Annotated in this window: 6 protein-coding genes; all 6 read right to left on the reverse strand. The window is 65.2% G+C overall.

Annotation, left to right across the window (positions count from 1 at the left end; all coding sequences use genetic code 11):
- Positions 1 to 155 precede the first annotated feature (155 nt).
- Positions 156 to 968, reverse strand: coding sequence for an acyl-ACP--UDP-N-acetylglucosamine O-acyltransferase (gene lpxA, locus P3W97_RS05295; protein WP_300844481.1), 813 nt, complete (start codon positions 966 to 968; stop codon positions 156 to 158).
- Positions 969 to 984: 16 nt separating this feature from the next.
- On the reverse strand, positions 985 to 1,428 hold the full coding sequence (gene fabZ / locus P3W97_RS05300; protein ID WP_300844484.1) for a 3-hydroxyacyl-ACP dehydratase FabZ: 444 nt from the start codon (positions 1,426 to 1,428) through the stop codon (positions 985 to 987).
- A complete protein-coding gene (lpxD, locus tag P3W97_RS05305) occupies positions 1,425 to 2,495 on the reverse strand; it encodes a UDP-3-O-(3-hydroxymyristoyl)glucosamine N-acyltransferase (RefSeq protein WP_300844486.1) in 1,071 nt (356 codons plus the stop codon). The genes fabZ and lpxD overlap by 4 nt, the downstream gene beginning before the upstream one ends.
- Complete coding sequence (locus P3W97_RS05310) at positions 2,492 to 3,010, reverse strand: OmpH family outer membrane protein (RefSeq protein WP_300844488.1); 519 nt, start codon at positions 3,008 to 3,010, stop codon at positions 2,492 to 2,494. Before P3W97_RS05310 ends, lpxD begins: the two co-directional genes overlap by 4 nt.
- The gene (gene bamA, locus P3W97_RS05315) at positions 3,010 to 5,322 is read right to left on the reverse strand and encodes an outer membrane protein assembly factor BamA (RefSeq protein WP_300844490.1); all 2,313 of its coding nucleotides are present in this window, start codon (positions 5,320 to 5,322) and stop codon (positions 3,010 to 3,012) included. The genes P3W97_RS05310 and bamA overlap by 1 nt, the downstream gene beginning before the upstream one ends.
- A 21-nt stretch (positions 5,323 to 5,343) precedes the next feature.
- The coding region (rseP, locus tag P3W97_RS05320) for an RIP metalloprotease RseP (protein WP_300844493.1) at positions 5,344 to 5,793 on the reverse strand (450 nt) is incomplete at its 5' end.

The raw sequence follows: 5,793 nt of genomic DNA on the forward strand, positions 1-5,793 counted from the left end.
ACCGCCTGCAGCGCTGGCCAGCGCGCGCGAAGCCCCCGCAGCAATTGTGCTGCCAGCAGGTCGCCCGAGGCCTCGCCGGCCACCAGCGCCAGCCGCGGCGTGGCGGCATCCGTTGCGGCATCCAGGGGCGGTTGGCTCATCCTACCCGGCCGCCGTCACATCTCGCTGCGACGCGCGCGCACGATGCCGCGCTGCGTATCGACGCCGGCCAGGAAGTCGCGCATCAGCGCCACGTCTGCGGCGGCCTCGGGGTGCGTTTGCGCCAGCGCCTGGATGCGCTCGATCGCCTGCATGAGCGTCAGACCCTCGCGGTAAAGCGCCTTGTACATGGCCTTGACCGCGGCGATGCGCTGGACGGAAAACCCGCGCCGGCGCATCCCCTCGAAGTTCATCGAGCGCGCCTGAGCGGGCTGACCCTGCGCCATCACGAATGGCGGCACATCCGCAAAGAGCAGCGCACACATGGCCGTCATCGCGTGCGCACCGATGCGCACGAACTGGTGCACGACCGTAAAGCCCCCCAAAATCGCCCAGTCACCGACCTGCACATGGCCGGCAAGCTGTGCGTTATTGGCAAAAATCGTGTGGCTGCCCACCACGCAGTCGTGCGCCAGGTGGGTATAGGCCATCATCCAGTTGTCGTCGCCCAGGCGCGTCACGCCCCCGCCCTGCACCGTGCCGACGTGGTAGGTGCTGTACTCGCGGATGGTGTTGCGCTCGCCGATGACGAGCTGGCACGGCTCGCCGCGGTATTTTTTGTCTTGGTTTGGCAGCCCCAGGCTCACGAAGGGATAGATGCGGTTGTTGCGCCCGATCGTCGTGTGGCCGTCGAGCACGCAGTGCGCGCCGACCGAGGTACCGGCAGCGATGCGCACATATGGTCCGACGACGGTGAAAGGGCCGATCTCGACGTCGGCGTCGAGCTCGGCCTTGGGATCGACCAGCGCGGCCGGGTGGATGCGGGCCATTGGCTGCGATCTGGGCTCAGCCGGCAATGCGGCGCATCGTACACATCAGCTCGGCCTCGCAGGCCACCTCGTCGCCGACACGCGCGGTGCCCTTGAACTTGAAGATGCCGGCTTTCATGCGCTCCAGCGTCACGTCCATGACGAGCTGATCGCCCGGCTCTACGGGGCGCTTGAAGCGTGCGCCGTCGATCCCAGCGAAGTAATACACCGTTTGCTCATCCGGCGTCACCTCCAGCGTATCGAACGCCAACAGCGCCGCTGCCTGGGCCAGCGCCTCCAGCATCAGCACGCCTGGGAAGACCGGCCGGTGCGGAAAGTGCCCGGTGAACACCGGCTCGTTGATGGTGACGTTCTTCAGCGCCCGGATCGAGACGCCTTTGTGCAGCGCCAGTACCCGGTCCACCAGCAGGATCGGATAGCGGTGCGGCAGTTGCTTGAGGATCTGGTGGATGTCCATCATGGGGTCGTGCGTCGTTCCAGGGCCTTGAGGCGTTCGCGCAGCGCATGCAGCTGGCGCAGCGTTGCGGCGTTTTTTTCCCAGGCGTGATTGTCGTCGATCGGAAAGATGCCGCTGTACTGCCCTGGCTGCCGGATCGAGCGCATTACCACCGACGCGGCCGAGATGTGCACATGGTCAGCCAGCTCCAGGTGGCCGAGCACGATGGCCCCGCCGCCCAAGGTGCAGAACGCCCCGATGCGCGCCGAGCCCGCGATGCCGACGCAGCCGGCCATTGCGGTATGGCGACCGACGCGCACGTTATGGCCGATCTGGATCAGGTTGTCGAGCTTGACGCCATCTTCCAGCACCGTGTCGCCCAGTGCACCGCGGTCGATGCAGCAATGGGCACCGATCTCCACATCATCGCCAATACGCACGGCGCCCAGCTGCTCGATCTTCTCCCAGCGTTTGCCCGCGCCATCGGGCAACGGCACCGGCGCAAAGCCAAAGCCGTCGGCACCGATCACCGTGCCGCCATGCACCAGGCCACGCGCGCCGATGCAGCAATCGTAACCGAGCACGACATGGGGGCCGAGCCGGGTACCCGCTCCGACCCGTGCGCGCGCCTGGACCACCGCATGCGCACCGAGCTCCGCGCCCTCGTCCACCACTGCACCATCTTCCACCACCGCAAAGGGGCCAAGCCGCGCCGTCGGATGCACGCGCGCACCCGGCGCCACCCAGGCGGTGGGGTGCACCCCGAGAGGCACTGGGCGCGGCTGTACATGCTGGCGCCACCATTGGGTCAACCGGGCGAAAGTCCCATACGGGTCTGTGCTTTCCCAGCAGACCCAGCCGCCTACGGGCGGCTCGGGACGGGTCAGCACATCGGCCACCAGATCGGGCGGCGCAATCACCACCCCGGCCCGTGAGCCAGCCAAGACCGCGCGGTAACGCGGCTGGGCGACGAAGGCCAGCGCGTCTTCCCCGGCTTCGGCCAGTGGGGCGATGCGCGCCACCACCCGGTCGCCCGTGCCATGCAAAACGCCGCCCAAGGCGGCGCGCAGGTCGGACAGGCGTGCGCTCACTTGGTGTTGTTCAGCCCAGAAATCACCTTGTCGGTGATGTCATGGCGCGGGGCGATGTAGACCGCTTCCTGCAGGATCAGGTCGTATTTTTCGGCCTCGGCGATTTGCTTGATCACGCGGTTGGCACGCTCGATGACCAGCTGCAACTCTTCGTTGCGGCGCTGGGCCAGGTCCTCCTGGAACTCGCGCCGGCGGCGTTGAAAGTCCCGATCCAGCTCGGCGAGCTGGCGCTGGCGCGCCGTGCGCTGCGATTCGGACAGCGTCGGCGCATCTTTTTCGAACTTTTCGGTCGCTTGGCGCAACTGGTTGCCCAGGGCGTCGATCTCCCGCTCGCGGCGCGAGAACTCCTGCTCCAGGCGGGTCTGGGCAGCCTTGGCCGCATTGGAGTCGCGCAAGATGCGCTCGGTGCTCACGAAGCCGATCTTGAAATCCTGGGCCAACGCCGCAGTGGAAGCCGCGGCTGCAGCCGCAGCCAGCATCCAACGGGCGCACCAGGTCCGGGTCATGTGTTTCATCAGAAAGCGGTACCGATCGAGAATTGGACGGTTTGCGTCTTGTCACCGGTCTGCTTGCGCAGCGGCTTGGCAAACGCGATTCTAAGCGGGCCGACTGGCGAGATCCAGCTCACGCCGAGGCCAGCGGAGGCACGCAGATCGGACAGCGAGAACTTTTGCTCCGGCGCATAGACATTGCCCACATCGAAAAAGCCAAACATGCGCAGGGTACGGTCGTTGCCCGCACCGGGGAAAGGCGCGATCAGCTCGGTATTGAGCAGCACCATCTTGTTGCCACCCAGATAGGCTGTGTCGGTGCTGTTGGTCAGCGCGCTTTGCTGGCCCAGCGTGCCCTGCTCGAAGCCGCGCACCGACCCCAGACCGCCACCGTAGAAGTATTTGAACAACGGCACGGGCTTGCCGCTCAGGCCCTTGGCCCAGCCAGCCTCCGCATTGAAGGCCAGGGTGAATTTGCGGTTCAGCGGGATGTACTGCTGGTATTGAGCACTGGCTTTGACGTAGCGCGTATCACCGGCGATGCCCACTTCGCCATTGGCGCGCTTGAGGGTGCCTTGGGTGGGCACGAGGGCGCTGTCGCGCTCGTCGCGCGCCCAACCGATGGTCAAGGGAACCGACGTTGGTGAGTCGCCGAAGGCTTGGATGAAATCGTTATAGGCCACCGGCATGCGGGCGCCGGGCTCGATCTTCGTCTTTTCGACGCCAATGCCGAAGAACACCGTATCGGTCTCGGTGAAGGGCACGCCGAAGCGAATGCTCGCTCCGGGCGTCACCAGGCGGTAGTCGCCCTCTTGGGCATCGAGCGGGCGGGTCGTGCGGTAGTAGACATCCAGCGTACGCGAGATCCCGTCCTCGGTGAAATACGGGTTGGTCGTGCTGAGCACGAACTGACGGTTGAATTTGCTGGTATTGAGGTTGAGTCCGAGGTAATTGCCCGTGCCAAAGACGTTTTCTTGTTGGATGCCGGCCAGCAGCGAGAGTTTTTCAGCCTGCGAATAGCCGGCGCCCACGGTCAGGTTGCCGGTTGGCTTTTCGACCACCGTCATGACGAGGTCCACCTGATCGGGCGCGCCCGGCACTTCTTGGGTATCGATGCGCACCTCGGTAAAAAAGCCCAGGCGGTCCACCCGGTCGCGCGACAGGCGGATCTTGTCGCTGTCGTACCAGGCCGATTCGAGCTGGCGAAATTCACGCCGGATGACTTCGTCGCGGGTGCGGTTGTTGCCTTCGATCTGGATGCGGCGCACATAGGCGCGCCGCGATGGCTGACCACGCAGCACGACCGTCACGCGGTTGCGCTCGCGGTCGATCTCGGGCACGGCCTCGACGCGGGCGAAGGCGTAGCCAAACGCGCCGTAGTAGTCGGTAAAGGCCTTCACCGTCTCAGCCACCTGCTCGGCGTTGTAAGCCTGACCGGGCTGAATGCGGACGAGGGACTGGAACTCGGCTTCCTTGCCCAGGTAATCCCCCTCTAGCCGCACCGCAGACACCGCATAACGCTGCCCTTCGGTGATATTGATGGTCAGCGATAGCGTGGACTTGTCCGGTGACAGCGCCACCTGGGTGGAGTCGATGTTGAATTCCAGATAGCCGCGCGTCAGGTAATACGACCGCAGCGACTCCAAATCGGCATTGAGTTTGGCGCGCGAGTAGCGATCGCTCTTGGTGTACCAGCTCAGCCAACCGCCCGTATCCAGATCGAACAGATCGAGCAGCGTCTTTTCCGGGAAGGCTTGCGCGCCGACGATGCGGATCTCGCGAATCTTGGTGACGTCCCCCTCGAGGACGTTGAAATTGAGGTTGACACGGTTGCGCTCGATCGGCGTGACGGTGGTGGTGACCTGCACCGCATACATGCTGCGATTGAGGTACTGGCGCTTGAGTTCCTGCTCGGCGCGGTCGGCAAGCGCCCGGTCAAACGGGCGTCCCTCGGTCAACCCAATGTCACGCAGGGCCTTGCGCAGCACCTCGTTGTCGAACTCTTTGACGCCGGTGAAGCTGACATCCGCCACCGTCGGGCGTTCCTCGACGATGACCACCAGCACATCGCCTTCGACCTGCAGCCGCACATCCGAGAACAGCCCCAAGCCAAACAGCGCGCGGATCGCCGCGGCGCCCTGCTCGTCCGAATAGGTGTCGCCTACGCGAAACGGCAGCGAGGCGAACACCGTACCAGGCTCGACCCGCTGCAGGCCTTCGACCCGGATGTCGCGGACGGTAAAGGGATTGACGGCCCAAGCCGGCAGGGCAGTGATCAGCGCCGCCAGCGTGACGCTGGTGCGCGCGCGCCAGAGGCGCTGGTGAAATGGTTTCATGCGGTGCGGGTTTGCACGGGGTCAGCCCAGCAATCGGGCAAGATCGTTGAAGATGGCCAGCGACATCAGGACGACGAGCAAGGCCACGCCCCCTCGTTGCAGCCGGTCCATCCACACCTCGGACAGCGGCCGGCCAGCCACCGCTTCCCAAAGATAATACATCAGGTGCCCCCCGTCCAGGACGGGAAGCGGCAGCAAGTTAAGCACGCCCAGGCTGACGCTCACCAGGGCCAAAAACATCAGAAACGGAATCCAACCCTGGCTGGCGGACTGCCCAGCGTAGTCGGCTATCGTCAGCGGACCACTCAGGTTGCGCAGCGAAGCCTCACCGATCAGCATTTTGCCCAGCATCCGCAGCGACAGGACCGAGACCTCCCAGGTGCGGCGCAGCCCTTCGCCCAGCGCCTGCACCACTCCATACTCCACCACCGTCATGGCCGGAGCCGCGCCCACCACGGCCCCCACCCGGCC

This window comes from Tepidimonas sp. (assembly GCF_029335975.1).
Classification (GTDB): domain Bacteria; phylum Pseudomonadota; class Gammaproteobacteria; order Burkholderiales; family Burkholderiaceae_C; genus Tepidimonas.